Origin of the sequence: Aureicoccus marinus (assembly GCF_002954325.1) — a bacterium.
Taxonomy (GTDB): Bacteria; Bacteroidota; Bacteroidia; order Flavobacteriales; family Flavobacteriaceae; genus Aureicoccus; species Aureicoccus marinus.
In genome coordinates, this window is record NZ_MQVX01000001.1 from 128,518 (window position 1) to 143,803 (window position 15,286).

Genomic DNA, 15,286 nt, shown 5'->3' on the forward strand with positions numbered 1-15,286 from the left:
TTATTTTTTATCTAAGGAGGTCAGCAACTGACTTTCTTTATGGACGACTTGGATCAGTTTGAGGTGGTAGTAAACCTCTGAAAGTTCGGAGCGGTTGTCTTGTACGCTTCTTTTACTTTGACGTAGGAGGTTGTTGAGGTAGCGCCACGCTTCTCCAGAATCCATTTGTTCCAGTTGCTTGCTGACCCGCGAGGTTTGTCTTAAAAGGATGAGGTCAAATTCGTCCAGGGACTTTCTACTCCCCTGTTTTTTAGTCAGTACCTTATGGCGGGTTTTTTCAAGTTGAAAAGCGATGCTGCTTTGCAGAAGATCACGAGAAAGTTGAGCAAACTCTAGTCGTTCTGCCTCGGTAGACATCTCCTTCTTTTCACTACTATGCAAAGAGATGAAGAGACCAGCGATGATCAGGAGACCCAGGGTAAAAAGCCCAAAAGAAATTCTCAGAAACTTTTGCATTATTCCGCGTATTTTCGCGCTAGCGTAGCGAATGTAAAGAATAAATGTACACTAAAACACAAGAAGTAGATTCTCCCATTAAACCCCGTGTCCAGGACGAAACGGGACGTTTAAAAGCAGTGGTTTTAGGGACTGCGGTCTCCGTAGGTTCTGCTCCAAGTATGGACGAGGTATACGACCCCAGCTCAAGGGCTCACTTGCTGGCGGGAACCTACCCAAAAGAAGAAGACATGGTGGTTGAAATGGAAGGGTTTCAAAGCCTTCTGCAGTCCTATGATGTTCAAGTGTACCGCCCAACTGTTTTGGAGAATTGCAATCAGATCTTTGCGCGTGATATTGGATTTGTGGTTGAAGACACCTTTTTTCGGTCCAATATTCTTCCCTTGAGAGAGAAGGAGTTTGAAGCCATCGAGAACCTGGTGGCTCATATTCCGGAGAAGCAATTTCAGGTTTGCCCCGAAGAAGTTCATGTAGAGGGCGGCGATGTTATGCCGTGGGGAGATTATCTTTTTATCGGAGCCTACACCCAGAAGGATTATCCTCAACAAATCACTGCGCGTACCAATCAAGCAGCAATAGATTTTTTGACAGAGTACTTTCCGCAAAAAGAGGTTAAGGCTTTTGAACTGATCAAGTCGGCTACGGTAGCAAACCAGAATGCCTTGCATTTGGATTGCTGTTTTCAACCTGTCGGAAAGAACAAGGCTATTATTTGCCCAGATGGGTTTATGCAGCAGGAAGATGTAGAATGGATTCGATCTTTTTTTGGTGCAGAAAATATCTTTGAGGTCACCGCTGATGAAATGGCGGGTATGCACTGCAATGTGTTTAGCATCAGTCCGGAAGTGGTGGTGTCAGAAAAGCATTTTACCCGACTCAACACCTGGCTCCGCGAGCAAGGACTGACCGTTGAAGAAATCCAGTATGCCGAAATTAGTAAACAAGGGGGGCTGTTGCGTTGTAGCACCTTGCCCTTGATTCGTCAGTACTAAATCGAATAACCTTTCCTGAGGAGAAGAAATTATGGAAACAAATCAAGCCCAAGATTCCCAACAAATCACCAATCAGGTCGTCATGATTCGGCCCTGGAGCTTTCGGATGAATGAAGAAACCGCGGTCAACAATTACTTTCAGAAGGAAGGAGAGTTGATGACGGCTGAAACGGTGATCGCCAGAGCCCAGAGCGAATTTGACGGTTTTGTAAAGGTTTTGCAGAGTAAAGGCATCGAGGTGCTCGTGGTGGAAGAAGGGCCGGAGATGGATACTCCTGATGCTCTTTTCCCAAACAATTGGATTTCTTTTCACGCAGACGGAACCGTAGGGCTTTACCCGATGTACGCCGAAAACAGAAGAAGAGAAAGACGAGAAGATGTGCTGGAAAAGCTAGAAGCTTTGGGGTATCAAATTGATTCTATTCAAGATTATACTCCTGCGGAAGAGGAAGGCGTCTTTTTAGAAGGTACAGGAAGTCTACTACTCGATCGCCAGAACAAATTGGCCTATTGCGCTTTGTCTGAACGAGCGCACGAAGAATTACTCGATGAGTTTTGCGAAGACTTTGGCTATATGCCGGTCGGCTTCGTGGCGAATCAGACGGTGGATGGGAAGCGTTTGCCCATCTACCACACCAATGTAATGATGTGTCTCGGGCAGGACTTTGCGGTCATTTGTTTGGAATCGATTGACGATAAAAAAGAACGAAAGTTTGTCAAGCAGCAACTCACCAAAAGCGGCAAAGAAGTGGTTGCTCTAAGTGAGGCCCAGATTCATCAGTTTGCCGGCAATATGCTTCAACTCAGAGGAGCAGAAGGGCAGACCTATCTGGTGATGAGCAGTGCAGCCTACAACAGCCTTAATCCTACTCAGATAAAGACCTTGGAAAAGTATACAGAACTCCTTCATGCTCCTTTAGATACGATCGAAACCCTTGGAGGGGGGAGTGCCCGTTGTATGTTGGCTGAGGTTTTCTTACCTCGGCGAGCTTGAAGCTTTTTTTGAGGAGTGGAGAAGACGTTGGATAAAGAAAAAGATCATCGCCGCCATCAGCAGAGCAAAAGGAAGGGAAGTGACGATCAATAACTTTTGAGTCGCATTCAGTACGTCCACATCCTGAAAAGCTTCTCCCAGCAGAAGAAGGGCTATCGAGGCTAAGGCGATGACCACCGTCCATAAAAGTCTGAGCTTTCTTGAAGGATGGGTTTGGCCTTTGTCCGAAAACATACTCAAAACCAGAACGGCTGAATCGACCGATGTGACTAGGAAACCCACCAGTAAAAGGATGACCCAGAGATTCATTACACTCGGAAAAGCTAACCCGCCCAAAAACACAAAAATCGAAGAGAAGACATTGTTGAATTCTCCTTGGTATTGGCCCCATAGGGTAATTTGATCATAGGCACCCTGCCCGAAAAAAGAGAACCAAATAAAGGTTCCCAGAGAAGGAAGGATGAGTCCGCCAAGTATAATTTGACGTAGGCTGCGCCCCCTTGAAATTCGCGCGATAAATACACCGGTAAAAGGAGCCCAAGCTAACCAGAATGCCCAGTAATAGTAAGTCCAGTCCGTCAGAAACCCTATCCCAGGATCAAACCGGCCGGCGGCTATACTCAGAGGAATAAAATCCACGACATAGCTGTAAAAGGCTTCTCCAAAAAGGGCCAGGGATTGCAGGGAATCTACCTGAAAAATGACTACAGCAAGGAGAACCAAAGTCAGACTGATATTAATTTTTGAGAGGAGTTTTATGCCTTTGTCGACCCCTAGCCAAACCGATAATCCACCCAAAGCACAAATGAGTACGACAAAGAATATAGAAATGCCAACGTCCTGCCCGGACTGGTACAGGTGATCCAGACCACCATTGATTTGGGCGGTGCCCAGACCGATGGACGAGATAAGGCCAAAGACGGTTGTGAGTACTGCAATCACATCAATAGATCTTGAAAGCTTTTCTGACTTCCAATGCCGGGGAAGAGAACTGCTCACCTGAATGGGGCGTCCTTCTCTGAAAAGGGCGTAGCCGATAATGACGGCAAAAAGACAGTAAAAGGCCCAAGGAGTAAAACCCCATTGGTAAAAGGTGAACTCCAAAGCGACAACCTCAGGGGTATGGATGCCTGTGAAAGGGGGTGATTCCCGCATCATTACCGGTTCCTGGACAGCTCGTAATAAAATGCCAGCACCCATTCCAGCGCTGTAGAGCATACTGCTCCAGGCCCATAAACTGTATTGGGGTTTTTCGTCACCCTGTCCAAGTTTAATTTTACCCCATGGTGAGATGGCCAGGGCTAGCAGGAGTAGAACAGAGGCCAATCCAAGGTAGAGGTAATAATGACCAAAGGCGCCCCGAATCCATAAGGATGCTTGCTCTATACCCGCATAAGTCGCGCTGGTGAACAAAAAACAAACACCGAAAAAATCCCTATAATGACCAAGGCGGGTGCCAAGACGGGGGTAGTCGGTGTTTGCTTTTTTCCAGAAATTCATCCGGAGGAAGATAAACAAACTATCCTACTTGCTCTCTTCCACCGTAAATTGTCGCAGTGCCGTATTGGGTTCCATGGTGCTGTATCCTTCCCAAAACGAAGGGTCGTATGCCTTTAGGTAGGTGGCTTCCACATTCTTCTTTTCCGTAAAGGATTCGAAATTTTCTGCTGATAGTTGGTCTTCGTCATAGACGACCAACTCGAATTTGTCACGCGAACCATTGGCAATGTCCAGATGCAGAAGCAATTCGTTTTGCTTGCGGCGCCCTCGTACATTTTTGTTTTTTTCAACCACTTTTAAGGGGCGGTCAATACCAAACTGATTGCCGACCTCTTTCTCTAAAAAGGCCAAGCGGTAACTCCCTGAGCGGCTTTTACGGAATGAAGTAACCCCTCGGTAGATTCGCTCTTTGTACGTAATGCCCAAGAGGCGGAAATTGCGAAGCAGTTGAACGTTTTCGTATTCTATTCGCATGACGGCATAGTCCTCGATGTTGACAAACAAGCGTCCCTTGAAATCGGCACTTCTTTTGGGTTCAAAAGAGATGACATAGGTGCCTTCACCTGCGATATCTGCATAGCCGTCTAAGGTGAAGTTGTACTTGTGCGATTTTTCAAAGACGTTGAGTTTACTGTCTTCCTGATAAAAGTGGTCTTGCTCTATATCTTCCCAGAGCCCGCGCATGCGTTTGTGAAAGAAGGTGCTTTTAGGCTCTTTTACTTCTTCTTTGATTTCTTCTTCTACCTCTGCAGCCTCTTCGCTTTCATCTAAGATGGAATCCAATTGCATTTTAGTGCCAAAAATCCCGGATTTGATCTTCAGGTAGGAATCGGGTTTGACATTTTCTTTGAATATGGCTTCAAGGCGTTCGCCCATAGCTTCCAGCGAACCATTATTGGATTTATCGTAGAGTTCTGCAGCGCGGACGACGTCCATTTTCAGACCCCTCTTATGACGGTAAACGTCCCCGAGGGTTTCCGTATAGTAGGCAGTGGAACGTGGGATCAAATTCAGGACGCTATCCAGAAGTTGTTTGTTCAGTTCTTTTATGCTGGATTTTTTAAAAGTGATGTCCATTTTGTCTACGGTACTGAAATTGCTTAGACGTAAAAAGAAACGGGTTTTATGGGAGTCATTTTTGTAATTGGACGGGATATTTTCCTGTACATTTTCGATGATTTCTTCGACGGTTAGGGGATTGTCGAATACATAGACCCCTTTCAGGTCGATGGTTTTTGAGGAAAGAACAATACTCGAATCGCGGAATCCAGCTAAGGGTAGGGTTTTGCTTTCGAAACCCATACAAGTGATTTTCATAGAATCGGTTTCTTGAGGCAACTGATCTAACAAAAAGCGGAAACGCCCTTCGTCATTACTGATCACTCCCTTCTTTTCCCCATATTGGATCGTGGCATAGGGAATAGGAGTACCGTTGGCTTCTTTGAGTTCTCCTTTGATTTCGAGCGGTAATCCTAAGGTGTCTTTCGTCTTAGTGGTCTGCTGTGCAAGCAGAAGTCCAGGCACAAAAAAAGCAAGTAATAGGGGTGATTTGAGTACTTGATTGATCATGGTGATGGCGAATGTTTTTTGATTGTTTTAAGGTTAGACGATTCGCTAAGGCAAAACGTTGCCTAAAAAGTGAATTATTTTGGATTCGCTTCGGAATCCAAAGAGGTCAATCCAACGATCTCTCGTAACCTCTGTTCCATCAACTAAAGGTAGAATTAAGGTTTTCTTCCCCCTCTTAAAGCTATCCTAAAAGGTGAAAAAACGGTATTTTTGGGGCCTTAAAACCAAAGCATGCACTTGTCTACCGCTTTATTACCCAAGGCACAAGAAGCCATCCGCCATCTCTTTGAAGTAGAAGTAGAGCAGATTGAATTTCAGGCTACCCGAAAGGACTTTGAGGGGGATATCACCCTGGTTATTTTTCCATTGCTGAGACAAATCAAAGGGAACCCGGTGGTAATCGGGCAACAGATCGGTGAGCAGTTGCAAGCAGAGACCAATCTGGTGGAGTCCTTTAACGTGGTCAAGGGCTTTTTGAATTTGGTTATCGCAGAAGACCATTACGTAACGGCGCTTCAAGATATCGTGAGTCAACAAAACTACGGAACTCTGGACGCCACAGACGAAACGGTTATGGTGGAATATTCTTCTCCCAATACCAATAAACCTCTTCACCTCGGACATATTCGCAACAACCTGCTCGGTTATTCTGTAGCAGAAATTTTACGTGCCTCTGGCCGGAAGGTGCTGAAGACCCAGATCATTAATGATCGGGGGATTCACATTTGCAAAAGCATGTTGGCCTGGAAGAAGAAAGGACAGGGAGAAACTCCTGAAAGCAGTGGCTTAAAAGGAGATCACCTGGTTGGTAAATACTATGTGGAGTTCGATAAAATGTACAAGGCCGATATTCAGTCCCTGATTGAAAAGGGTGAAACAGAGGAGGAAGCGAAGAAGAACGCGCCGGTATTACTGGAAGCCCAAGAACTCTTGCGTCAATGGGAAGCAGGAGAAGAGGAAGTTGTAGCGCTGTGGAAAACCATGAATGGATGGGTATACGAAGGATTTGATCAGACCTACAAGGCAATGGGTGTTGATTTTGACCAATTGTATTACGAGAGTGATACCTATCTGCTCGGAAAAGATAGTATTGAAGAAGGCCTCGAAAAAGGAGTTTTCTTTAGAAAGGAAGATGGCAGCGTATGGATAGACCTCAGTGAAGATGGTCTGGATGAAAAGATTGTTCTGCGAGCCGATGGTACAGCGGTTTATATGACCCAGGATATCGGAACAGCCATTCAACGTGTAAAGGACTTTCCTCAAATTACGGGGATGGTTTATACGGTAGGAAATGAGCAAGACTACCACTTTAAAGTGCTCTTTTTGATCCTACAAAAACTGGGTTATTCCTGGGCTGAAAAGCTCTATCATTTGAGCTATGGGATGGTTGATCTTCCGTCTGGAAAAATGAAGAGTCGGGAAGGAACTGTGGTGGATGCTGATGATTTGATCCAGAACATGAGTGATACCGCTGAAGAGATTTCAAGTGAATTGGGTAAGTTGGAGGGGTATTCCGATGAACAGAAAAAGGAACTCTACCACACCATCGGTTTGGGGGCTCTTAAATACTATATTCTCAAGGTTGATCCTCGTAAGCGAATCCTCTTCAATCCTGAAGAATCGGTCGACTTCCAAGGAAATACAGGCCCTTTTATTCAGTATACCTACGCTCGAATCCAGTCTATACTGCGCAAATATGGCGAAGCTACAAATACTCTAAAGGATCTGCCAACCTCTTTACATGCCAAAGAAAAGGAGGCGATCAAAGCCTTATTGCAGTATCCTGAGGTGATTGAGCTGGCGGCATCCCAATACAGTCCCGCCTTGATCGCTAATTACGTCTATGATTTAGTCAAGGAATTTAACTCCTACTACCAGCAGGTTTCGATTCTCGGAGAGGAGGACGCAAGGATCCGTCATTTTAGAGTAGTCCTTTCTGCTCAGGTGGGTGAGGTCATTAAAAGTGGATTCCAACTGTTGGGAATTAATGTTCCGGAAAGGATGTAAAAAAAAACTGCTGCCGGACCAGCCGGCAACAGTTTCTTGTTTGAGTAGTGCGAAGCTTAAGTCTTAAGCCGTTTCTTTCGCTGAGGCAGTTACTGCCAAGTTGTAAATGACCAAACCGAATCCGATTTTGTTTACAGCATCCCCGATGTTGTAGATGACGTCCATCGGAAGGCCTCCAAAGATACCTTCGTACCATCCTGGAGTACCTGCCATATATCCGATCGGATAGATCGCCCATCCTACTAGGACAAACCAGCAAAGAGTTTTGTGTGCTTTTAGTACTTCTCCACCCGCTTGGACGGCCAGTTTTTTGGCAGGGCCAACCCAGATGATCGCTACTATGATGAAGTAAGCAATACCTGAAATTAATCCCCAGAACCAAGCTTGATCTCGGTACAAGGTCTCACCAAAGTATCCGGTAACGAGCATGATAACGGATAACCAAATCATGTTCCACATAAGGGATCTCTTGGCTCCAGCCACTTTGAGAATTAAGTAAAACTCCACACACATTAACGGAACGGTGAGTACCCAGTCCACGTAGCGGAAAAAGGTCGGTGACTCCATGTTTGCAGCCCAGTAGTCACGCATATACCAGTAGTGTACAGCAGCAATGAACGTGATCAATCCGGATACCAAAACCGAAGTCTTCCATTTTCGATCAAAGGTGTTCATGGATAAAAAGAAGAAAGCCGAGGCGGCCATCATCGCCATGCATCCTACGAAAAAGGTAAAGCCAACATAATCGTCGACGGCAAGCTTAGAAACATCTGCAAATAGCGAAATGTTAGTCAATAAAGAATACATAATATAATGGGTTATTTGTTTTGTTCAATCAAAAGTAATGAACATTAAACATAATATAGCAAAAAATGCTCATAAAATTTGTAAATTCGTTAAACAAAATCTCTTTATGTTAGTAAGTTGAAAACGACCAGACTCTTGTTGACCTTCTTTCTGCTGTGGCTTTCAGGCTATCTTCAGGACGACCTAGAGACCGGTTTGGCTTACTTTGGAATTCTCACTTTGGGCCTGCTTCATGGCGCAAATGATCTTTCTATTTTGAAGAAAAAAGCGGACAAACAAGAGGTAAAGTCCAAGTTATGGATGAATATTCTGCTTTATGTGGGGAGTCTGATCGCCGTACTTCTTCTATTTTTACAGTTACCGATTTTGGCACTTCCTGCTTTTATTATCCTTAGTGCCTATCACTTCGGTGAACAACATTGGAAATCCCAAACCAGTTTACCTGATCCCCTTTCCTCTCTTTTCTATCTGGCTTACGGAGGGACTATATTATTTATGATATTTTACATTGAGTTAGGTAGTGTGTTGCCTTTGATTAGCGATTTACTTCCGATGGATCTGCCAGATCAATTTATCGGATATGGTCTCAAGGGTTTTGGGGGAATATTCTTACTACTCTTGCTGCTCAACGCCTGGATCCGTAAGGATGGACGCTTGGTTCTCCTAGAATTGTTTTATCTGGGAATACTGGCCATTGTTATCCATCAAAGTTCTCTTTTGATGGGCTTTGCTTTGTACTTTGTTCTCTGGCACAGTTTACCCTCCTTGGCGGACCAATTGCGTTTTTTGTATGGAGGGATCGACCGGGCTGCAGCCGTTCAGTATTGGAGGGATTCAAGGTTATATTGGTTTATGGCCTTGATAGGACTCGCCCTTTTTTACTTCTTATTTCAGGGGCAGCACGAGTTCTTGGAGACTTTTTTAATCAGTTTTTTAGCGGCGGTGACTTTTCCACATGTAGTGGTTATGCACCGGATGGAGCACTAGAAGGATACCCGAAAACTCAGGTTGGGTGTGATGCCGAGGGATAGGTTTTCTATTTCCTCTAACTCATCGTTCGTATTTAAGCGGTAGTAACGGTCGAGGATATTCGTTCTGTTGAGCATATTAAGTAAAGAAACACCCGCTTGAGCCTTAATTCTTTGTTTAAGCCTAAAATTGTAGATAGCGGAGCCATCAACCCTCCAATAGAGGGGGAGTACCTCACTGTTCGGCTCCAAATAGCGGATTTCAGCAGGTACACTTGAACTATCAATGCTATCGGCGGGGGTATAGGGTTTTCCGCTGCGCAGGTTTAATCCAATCCCTAGTTTTAGCTGATCAATACGGTAGGTGCTGGCCAGTGTAAGGGTGTGCCTTATATCCAAATTGTTGGGGAAGCTCGGAGGAATCAGCCCATCGAAGTTGTAATCGTTTTTATTGAAGGTGTAGCTGAGCCAAGTGCTGTAATTACCACCCTTTTGATTGACGAGTAACTCAAGCCCCCGAACCGCATAGTTGCCGATTTCTCCATTGAATTGGTTCTGATTCTGAAACCCTTGAGTGGAGGTCGAAATCCCTTCTACGCGTTTATAAAAACCTTCCAGTCCTATATAGAGGTCGTTCTTCTCGTAATTTAAACCCACAGAAACCTGACGGCCTAATGTAACAGGTAAGGTCAATCCATCCGAAAGGATCCATCGTCTTTTTTCAATGCCAAAAAAGTTCTGCTCCAAATCAATGATTTGTTGACTTATCTGGCTTTTAAACTCACCGAGTACTTCTGCGCGCAGATGATCGCTTATTCTCCAATTGAGGTTAATTCGCGGTTCGACCAGCAAACGGGTAAAGGTGTCCAGGTTCTCATAGCTGTTGATCCTAACCCCTGCACGGGCAAAAAACTTTTTTGAAAAAGAGCTGTGCTCTAATTCACTAAATAAGGATTGGTTCCAGATGACCCCTTTAATCCGGCTCTGAAAGAAGGGTTGATTCAAGACTGTGATATTGGCGATCCCTGTTTCGACAAATTGATACCCATTGCGGAAGAGCCATTCGCTGTTGAGTCGGTAATCTGCCTGTACTTTGATGGCTGTTTCAAGGACTTCGTTGTTTTGCAAGAGCTGCTGTTGCCCGCCTGAATTATTCGAAACAGCATCTAATCGGTAACGAGTGGAATAGGCTTCGGTAAAGGTAGAAAAGGCCCTGGACCAATTATTCTTAAGCTGAACACCAAACGAGAGGTGAGACTGATCCAGGCGGTTGTCTTGGTTCACCGTCTCGGTCAGGTTGTAATTTAAACGGTTATCGATGGCTAAAAAGCTGGCCCTGAACAGGTGGTCTTCGTTAAAATCGTAAAGTACTTTGGCCGCAAAATCGGTGAAATAAAAATCTTCTTCTACTTCCTGTTGAGTGCTGGAGTTGCCTTCCAGTTCGGTGTCCTGAAAAGCTCTTTGGGTAAACTGTTGATAGGTTGGGGTGTTCAAGAAATCGGTCAATGAGCGTCGGCCGGAAAATTGGAGAGCGAGATCCGGCAAAAGGTTGACTTGTCCAAACACATCCCCGCTGATAAAGCTAAGGCCTGCACCACCAAAAAAGTCGTCCTGGATCTCGTTTTCGGTTTCCATTAAAATGCTTCCGCTCACTCCATCACCGTAATAAGCTGGTGTACCATTTTTGTAGAGGGTTACTTCTTTGGTCAGGTAGGGATTAAAGGCCGAAATCAAACCGAAAAAATGTCCGGATTGATACATCTTTATCCCATTCCAATACACGAGGTTCTGGTCGTTGGTACCCCCTCGAATATTGATGGTAGAAACCGTTTCGTTAATACTTTTTACTCCTGGTAAGGCTTGAAGTGTTTGCAGTACATCGGGCTCACTTAATCCCGGTAGAATGCCAAAGTCTGCAGGTCTGAGCAAGATGCTGGCGTCTTGTTGCTTTTCGATTCCCGAAGTCAGGACCTGGTAGACAACAACCTCTTCTAATTGCTGGTATTTTTCGGATAGTAGAATTTGTGCACAAGCCCCTTTACCCAGTAAATCATTTACCTTTACATAGCGGGTGATGTGCCCCAGGTAACGCACTTTTAAGGTGGCAGAGCGCTCTACTTCCTGCAGGACAAAGCGTCCATCAGCATCGGTGACCAGGGCCTCTTCGCTGCCCAGTACCTCCACCGTGGCTCCCGGCACACGATTTCGGGCATAATTATCTAATACACGACCGCAAATTCTTATCGTAGGCGTTTTTACCAGACCGTAATAACGATCACTTATTTTTCGAATTTGGAGGTGGGTTTGGCGGTAGAGATCACTTAATACGGTTTCCAGATCTCCTTCCTTCAAAGGGGTAACCACCAGGTCTTCTATTTCGGAATTGACATAGGAAAAACGAACCTCAAAACGGGTTTCAAGTTCTTTCAAATAGGCTGAAAGACTTGTAGAACCGATCGATTGGGCCTTCAGGGGAAGAAACCCCAGAATCAAGATAACCCAGAGTGCACTACGGAGTGTTCGTCGCATAGAAAAGTACCTTCTTCCCATCACGGGTATACCGCAACTGGGTTGGAATACTAATACTTTCTAACGCTAAATTCAAGTCTGTGTTGCTAAAACTTCCACTAAAAAGTGTGTTGAGGTCCACACCATCCTGATCAACGTCTACATCAAATTGGCGCTGTAATTCGTTAAGTACGATCTTGAGCGGTACGCTGTTGAAGCTACTTTCTTTACTCATCCAGCTAGGGACAGCTCCTTCCGAAACTTTTTGTTCTTCCCAATTGCCATCGAGAATCTGTACGGCTTCTCCCGGTATCAACACCAGTTTTTTCAGCCCTTGTTGCACCTGCACTTTGCCTTCAAAACAGCTCACTTCCAAGAGGCCCTTTCGTTGTCTTACATTGAATTCTGTTCCCAAAACGGCAATGGCGCCTAGGCTGGTTTCCACGGTGAATTTGGACCCTTTAGCGACCTTAAAATAGGCTTCTCCTTCCAATTCGAGACGACGGTTTTCTTCCCATTCGCCTTGCTCATAGGACAGGGTACTTTTGGCATTGAGAACTACTTCAGATTGATCTGGCAGGTTTAAATTGAGTTGTTGAGCCACTTCAGAAGTAAAGCTTGTGGCCTGGGAGTTGAGGTATACATAAGAAATACCCAACATGACCACGATGATGGCCGCAATCTTGAGGAAAGGACGGAAGGGTTCCATCCAGTGAACAGGCGTACTGTCCATTTCAATCACAGGCTGCTCGTCAGTCGCTTCATTTTTGACTTCTTGAAGCTTGTTCCAAACCTCCTCTGCCTCAAATTCTGGGGCGCGTAACAGGGTGCTCTCTTCTGCAATGCGCTTGTAGAGGGCATAGTCCGCTGATGCGACAAAGGCTTTTTGCTCTTCTTCACTCAGCTCTCCGTTGAGCCATTTTGCCAGGTGATTATCTTCCATGACGTTTTTCTTTACAACTCTAAAACAACCGGGTAGAAAAAAACCCTACCCCGTTTCGAATTTATATTCCTTCTATCTGTTCTCGCAGTGTTTTTAAAGCCAAGTGCATCCGCTTTTCGATGGCCTTGACACTGACCCCTTCCATTTCTGCAATCTCAGCATACTTTTTTCCGTCGATGCGGTTGAGTAAAAAAGTTGCTCGCTGGTTTTCGGGAAGGGCATTGAGTGCGTTTTTGAGTTTCTCCTGAAACTGGTTGTGTTCCATGAGGTACTCCGGCGATTCGTGCGTCATCGACTTTTGGTGTCGATCCGCGTATTTGAGTCGCACTTTTTCTGCCTTAAGGGTGTTGAGGTAGAGATTATTGGCTACCGTATACAAAAAGGAACGCGCCTTTTCGGGTTGCACCTTGGCACAGTTCTCCCATAACCTTACAAAAGCCTCCTGAACGGTGTCGTGGGCTTTTTCAGAGTTTCCGAATTTATAATAGATGTAATTATAAATCGTTTTGGAATGGGTTTCGAACAATTGGCTGTAGACCTGTTCTTCACAAACGTGATCCATAAGAGCGCCTTAGTTGGGTTAAAGGTATTTGAAAATTTTAACTCCCAAAGTAGGGTATTATTGCAAGTGGTTGTTTTTAAACCGAATGAACAACATAATCTGGGCTTTATGAGAAATTTTACTCAAATCACGAAATACTTGGGGCTTTTGATGGTAGTGCTGCTAATGGGCGCTTGTCAGGAAGAGTTCGAGATCGTTGGTAACGAGGAAGACGAAACCCTTGGAGCCAACTCAACAACAGCTAATCTCATAATTAATATTATAAATACCGCTGCAAAGGACGGTTCCTTTGACAATATTGTTGACGGGGCGAGCTGCTTTGCCGTTAACTTTCCGTATACCGTTGAAGTCAATGGATTAGAAATCACGATCGATTCCCTTGAAGACCTGGAATTGATTGAAGAGATTTTTGATTCTATTGAATTCGATGACGATATCCTGGAAATCATTTTCCCGATTACGATCACCCTAGCCGATTACTCCGAAATAGTGGTTGAAAATGCCGAGCAGTTGCGCGAGCTCGCAGCAGACTGTATCGAAGGAGGAGATGACGATGATATTGAGTGTATTGATTTTGTCTACCCTCTGACCTTTTTCACCTTTGATGTGGACGATCAGCAAACTGGAACTGTAGTGGTTAATAGTGATGAACAACTAAGACAATTTCTAGATAATCGAGAGGATGATGAGCTCATCAGCCTTCAATATCCGGTAAGCTTGATCAAAGCAGACGGAACCACGATTACCGTCGACAGCAATGCCCAACTGGCCATGGCGCTGGAAGCTGCCCGCGAGGAATGCGATGAAGATGATGACGATGATTATAACGATGATGATTTTACGAAAGAGGATCTGGATGCATATCTCGTAGAATGTCCCTGGGAAATTCGAGATATGAGAAGAGATGGATCTGAACAGACTGAACAGTATCGTGAATGGTTGATGGACTTTAGGGAGGATGGTCGTGTAAAGCTCATTAGTGCTGCAGGAGGAATTCAGGAAGGAATCTGGGAAACAAGCCAGACAGAAAATGGTGTTTTACTCACTCTTGATTTTAATTCAGCCAATGATTTCAATTTGAATTGGTTGGTTTACGAACTGGATTATGAGAGAATTAAATTCTTCAGTGGAAACGACAACAGAATTATACTTAAACAGCGTTGTGATCTGGGTGAAGTTCCGACCGAACCCGAGACCCTTCGCGAAATCCTCAAGGAATGCGATTGGATTATCAAAAGGGTTTTTCTGGACGGAGAACAGATCGATCGCCTCCTGGGTTGGGAGTTCCAATTCTACCCCGATGGCTTGGTGAAATTGACCAATGGTATTGGTATTTCGGAAGGAAGCTGGGAAATCGGCGAAAACAATGCCGGTATCTTATCGCTCATGATCAATATTGGACAGGAGCCGGGTGTCAATTTTGAATGGCCCTTGCGTGATCTGGATGAGGAACGCTTAAAATTTGGTATCCCAGAAACCGGATACGAACTCATCTTGTTGCGCGATTGCGTTGATGATCCTGATGGAGACGCATTAGAAATCTCTAATATCCTTCTCGGTGGGGGATGGCAAGTAGCCAACTTTGAAATCAATAACGATGATATTACCGAGTCCTTTGCAGGAATGGATTTCAATTTCTCCAATATGCGACAACTGGAAATTTCGATCAATGATGACCCTCAGGCCTTTGGATTGTGGAGAGTCTTTCGAAATGCAGATGGACATTTGAAGATCATTTTGAACCTCAGTGAGCAGGGATCTTCGTTTGAGCAAATGACCCACAGCTGGTATATCGATACGGCGTATTTGACCTCAGATCGAATCAGTTTAGTCTATGAAGTGGAAAATGTGACCAAGATCTTGGTCTTTGAAAAAGGGATTTAGCCCTTTTTTGCCCCATACTTTTAGGTAGAAGCAGGCCGCCGGGTTTATCTCAGCGGCCTGCTTTCATTATAATGTGTAATTTTGTGCTTCTTCTAA

At 44.8% G+C, this 15,286-nt stretch carries 12 protein-coding genes; 5 read left to right on the forward strand and 7 right to left on the reverse strand.

The window, feature by feature from the left end; genetic code table 11:
- On the reverse strand, nucleotides 1-456 hold the full coding sequence (locus BST99_RS00660; protein ID WP_105000087.1) for a hypothetical protein: 456 nt from the start codon (nucleotides 454-456) through the stop codon (nucleotides 1-3).
- 44 nt (nucleotides 457-500) lie between these two features.
- Here BST99_RS00660 and BST99_RS00665 point away from each other — a divergent pair, with 44 nt between their 5' ends.
- The gene (locus tag BST99_RS00665) at nucleotides 501-1,448 is read left to right on the forward strand and encodes a dimethylarginine dimethylaminohydrolase family protein (protein ID WP_105000088.1); all 948 of its coding nucleotides are present in this window, start codon (nucleotides 501-503) and stop codon (nucleotides 1,446-1,448) included.
- A gap of 31 nt (nucleotides 1,449-1,479) precedes the next feature.
- Entirely contained in the window at nucleotides 1,480-2,442 is a 963-nt protein-coding gene (gene ctlX, locus BST99_RS00670) for a citrulline utilization hydrolase CtlX (protein ID WP_105000089.1), read from the forward strand.
- Here the strand turns inward: ctlX and BST99_RS00675 are convergent.
- Together BST99_RS00675 and BST99_RS00680 are read right to left on the reverse strand one after the other, a co-directional pair.
- A complete protein-coding gene (locus BST99_RS00675) occupies nucleotides 2,425-3,942 on the reverse strand; it encodes a BCCT family transporter (protein WP_105002380.1) in 1,518 nt (505 codons plus the stop codon). The two genes, ctlX and BST99_RS00675, sit on opposite strands and share 18 nt — an antisense overlap.
- A 24-nt stretch (nucleotides 3,943-3,966) precedes the next feature.
- Nucleotides 3,967-5,511 carry a peptidase associated/transthyretin-like domain-containing protein gene (locus tag BST99_RS00680; RefSeq protein WP_105000090.1) on the reverse strand — a complete coding sequence of 515 codons (1,545 nt, stop codon included), beginning with the start codon at nucleotides 5,509-5,511 and terminating at the stop codon, nucleotides 3,967-3,969.
- A 231-nt stretch (nucleotides 5,512-5,742) separates the two neighbouring features.
- Here BST99_RS00680 and argS point away from each other — a divergent pair, with 231 nt between their 5' ends.
- Nucleotides 5,743-7,518: an arginine--tRNA ligase gene (argS, locus tag BST99_RS00685; protein ID WP_105000091.1), complete on the forward strand. Its 1,776-nt coding sequence runs from the start codon at nucleotides 5,743-5,745 to the stop codon at nucleotides 7,516-7,518.
- 63 nt (nucleotides 7,519-7,581) lie between these two features.
- On the opposite strand, the gene BST99_RS00690 is transcribed toward argS, so the two are convergent.
- On the reverse strand, nucleotides 7,582-8,325 hold the full coding sequence (locus BST99_RS00690) for a bacteriorhodopsin-like (RefSeq protein WP_105000092.1): 744 nt from the start codon (nucleotides 8,323-8,325) through the stop codon (nucleotides 7,582-7,584).
- Between the two features lie 117 nt (nucleotides 8,326-8,442).
- On the opposite strand from BST99_RS00690, the gene BST99_RS00695 reads away from it, so the two are divergent.
- Entirely contained in the window at nucleotides 8,443-9,312 is an 870-nt protein-coding gene (locus BST99_RS00695; RefSeq protein WP_105000093.1) for a Brp/Blh family beta-carotene 15,15'-dioxygenase, read from the forward strand.
- On the opposite strand, the gene BST99_RS00700 is transcribed toward BST99_RS00695, so the two are convergent.
- The 3 genes from BST99_RS00700 to BST99_RS00710 all read right to left on the reverse strand — a co-directional run bounded on the left by BST99_RS00700 (nucleotide 9,309) and on the right by BST99_RS00710 (nucleotide 13,306).
- Nucleotides 9,309-11,822 carry a TonB-dependent receptor gene (locus BST99_RS00700; RefSeq protein ID WP_105000094.1) on the reverse strand — a complete coding sequence of 838 codons (2,514 nt, stop codon included), beginning with the start codon at nucleotides 11,820-11,822 and terminating at the stop codon, nucleotides 9,309-9,311. The genes BST99_RS00695 and BST99_RS00700 overlap by 4 nt on opposite strands.
- The gene (locus BST99_RS00705; RefSeq protein ID WP_105000095.1) at nucleotides 11,803-12,744 is read right to left on the reverse strand and encodes a FecR family protein; all 942 of its coding nucleotides are present in this window, start codon (nucleotides 12,742-12,744) and stop codon (nucleotides 11,803-11,805) included. Before BST99_RS00705 ends, BST99_RS00700 begins: the two co-directional genes overlap by 20 nt.
- Before the next feature lie 61 nt (nucleotides 12,745-12,805).
- The gene (locus tag BST99_RS00710) at nucleotides 12,806-13,306 is read right to left on the reverse strand and encodes an RNA polymerase sigma factor (protein ID WP_105000096.1); all 501 of its coding nucleotides are present in this window, start codon (nucleotides 13,304-13,306) and stop codon (nucleotides 12,806-12,808) included.
- 108 nt (nucleotides 13,307-13,414) lie between these two features.
- On the opposite strand from BST99_RS00710, the gene BST99_RS00715 reads away from it, so the two are divergent.
- Nucleotides 13,415-15,190: a hypothetical protein gene (locus BST99_RS00715; protein WP_105002381.1), complete on the forward strand. Its 1,776-nt coding sequence runs from the start codon at nucleotides 13,415-13,417 to the stop codon at nucleotides 15,188-15,190.
- The last annotated feature ends 96 nt before the right edge of the window (nucleotides 15,191-15,286 follow it).